This window comes from Thauera sp. 63, assembly GCF_000310165.2.
GTDB classification, from domain to species: domain Bacteria; phylum Pseudomonadota; class Gammaproteobacteria; order Burkholderiales; family Rhodocyclaceae; genus Thauera; species Thauera humireducens.
This window is the reverse complement of sequence record NZ_AMXC01000072.1, coordinates 1-2,009: the sequence shown is the minus strand read 5'-3', so window position 1 is coordinate 2,009 and position 2,009 is coordinate 1. Positions and strand designations below refer to the sequence as shown.

Below are 2,009 nucleotides of genomic sequence, written 5' to 3'. Positions count from 1 at the left end.
CTCTCCGACGTGATCGGGGTGGGGGCAGCGGCCTTCTGCAGAAGGCCGCTGCGGCGCTTGTCGCGCAGCCGGTAACTGTCGCCCCGGATCGTGATGACCTGGCTGTGGTGCAGCAACCGATCGAGGATGGCGGTGGCCGCCACGGCATCGCCGAACACCTGTCCCCACTCGCCGACCGGCCGGTTGCTGGTGATCAGCATGCTTGCCCGCTCGTAGCGCCGCGACACGAGCTGGAAGAACAGGTGCGCGGCCGCCGGTTCGAGCGGCAGGTACCCAAGCTCATCGATGATCAGCAGCTTGGGCTTCGAGAGCTGCAACAGCTTCTCCTCGAGCCGCCCGTCGGCGTGCGCCTTCGTGAGCCCTGCCATCAGCGCCGCTGCCGAAGTGAAGAGCACCGTATAGCCGCGATCCACCGCTTCGCGCCCCAGTGCGACTGCCAGGTGCGTCTTGCCCACGCCCGGGGGGCCGAGCAGCAACAAGGCCTGGCCGTGGCCGATCCAGCGACCGGTGGACAGATCCCGGATCTGCCCCGGATCGATCGAGGGCTGTGCGTCGAAGTCGAAGCCTTCGAGCGTGCGCACACACGGGAAACGGGCGAGCTTCATGCCCATCTGGATGCGCCGCATGTCGCGTCGGGCGACCTCGCGCTCGGCCAGGAACAGCAGCGCTTCGCGCAGCGTCATCTGTGCCCGGCTGGCTTCGTCGAGCAGGCTATCGAGCTGGTCGCGGATCGCCGTGAGCCGCAGCCGGGTGAGCAATTCGTCGAGTCGTTCGGGTTCGAGCATCACCAGCCTCCTCCGACGAGGGCTTCGTACTCGGCCAACGGACGCAGCAGCGCATCGGTGGGCGGCGGCGTCTCGATCTCGGCCGGTGGTGGCGATCCACCCAGCAGATGGCGGCGCTCGATGCTGCGACCGCGACTGCCGGAGAGCTCCGCGTGGCGGGCTACTTCCTCGCCGGCGTACTCGACCACGACGGTGTCGGCGCTGACGATGACTGTCACCGTCTCGCCGATCAAGCGCCACGGCACGCTGTAGGCGTTGGTGTCGAGCTCGATGCAGCCCTCGGCATTGACCCGGCGCACGAGTTCGCGCACCTGCAGGAAGGGAGCGATCCCGTCGACCGGACGCAGGTGATCGCGCTCCAGGTCGAAGCGCTCAGCGGGCGTGACGCCCGTCGTGCCGTGGATGCGCACATCGGCCACCTCGCGCTGCCAGCGCGCCAGGTGCGCCTCCATCGCCGCCCAGCTCTCGAAGGCGTGACCGGCGATGGCGTTCTTCTTCACGTAGCCCACGCCGTTCTCGGTCTTGCCCTTGGTGCGGGCGCGAAACGGCGCGCATGCCCGGGCAGCGATGTCCCAGTGCCGGCAGAACGCCTCGAAGCGGCTGTTGAGCCGAACCTGGCGCGTCTGTGTGTCGTGCTTGTCGACCAGCGCCTTGGCGTTGTCGATCAGCAGCGTCTGCGGCCGTCCGCCGAAATGCGCAAAGGCCGCCTCGATCCCGGCAAACCACACGCTCTGGCGCTCGTGCCGGAACGCGCACGCAAACCCCCGGCGCGAATAGCCCAGCGTCGCCACGAACAGGAACACCCGCACCGGCTCGCCACCGATCAGCACCCGCGTCTGGCCGAAGTCGATCTGCATCTGCTCGCCCGGCGCAGTCTCGAAGCGGATCGTCGCACGGCGACTGGCTTCAAGCTCCTGGCGGAACCCACGGCACGCGCGCTCGACCGTGCGCAGGCTCGTGTCGATCCCGAGCTCCTTGCTCAACTGCTGACGCACCACGTCGCAGTTGCCCCGGTGCTGCAGGAAACGCTCCCGCAGCCACGCCTCATGACCGCCCAGCACGCTGTCGCGCTGCGGCTGCCGGTAGGGCACCGGCCCGCCCGCGTTCAGATAGCGCCGCACCGTGTTGCGCGCGATGCCCAACGTCCTGGCAATCCGCTTCGCGCCCCACCCCGACTGCCCCAACCGAACGATCGTCGTGACCGCCTCCGGCTCCAACATCTCC

2 protein-coding genes are annotated in these 2,009 nt (G+C 68.7%); both read right to left on the bottom strand.

What is annotated here, in order from left to right; all coding sequences use genetic code 11:
• A partial coding sequence (gene istB, locus C664_RS19965; RefSeq protein ID WP_004294512.1) for an IS21-like element helper ATPase IstB occupies window positions 1-785 on the bottom strand: 785 nt, incomplete at its 3' end.
• The coding region (gene istA, locus C664_RS19960) for an IS21 family transposase (protein WP_004294511.1) at window positions 785-2,009 on the bottom strand (1,225 nt) is incomplete at its 5' end. The genes istB and istA, both read right to left, overlap by 1 nt.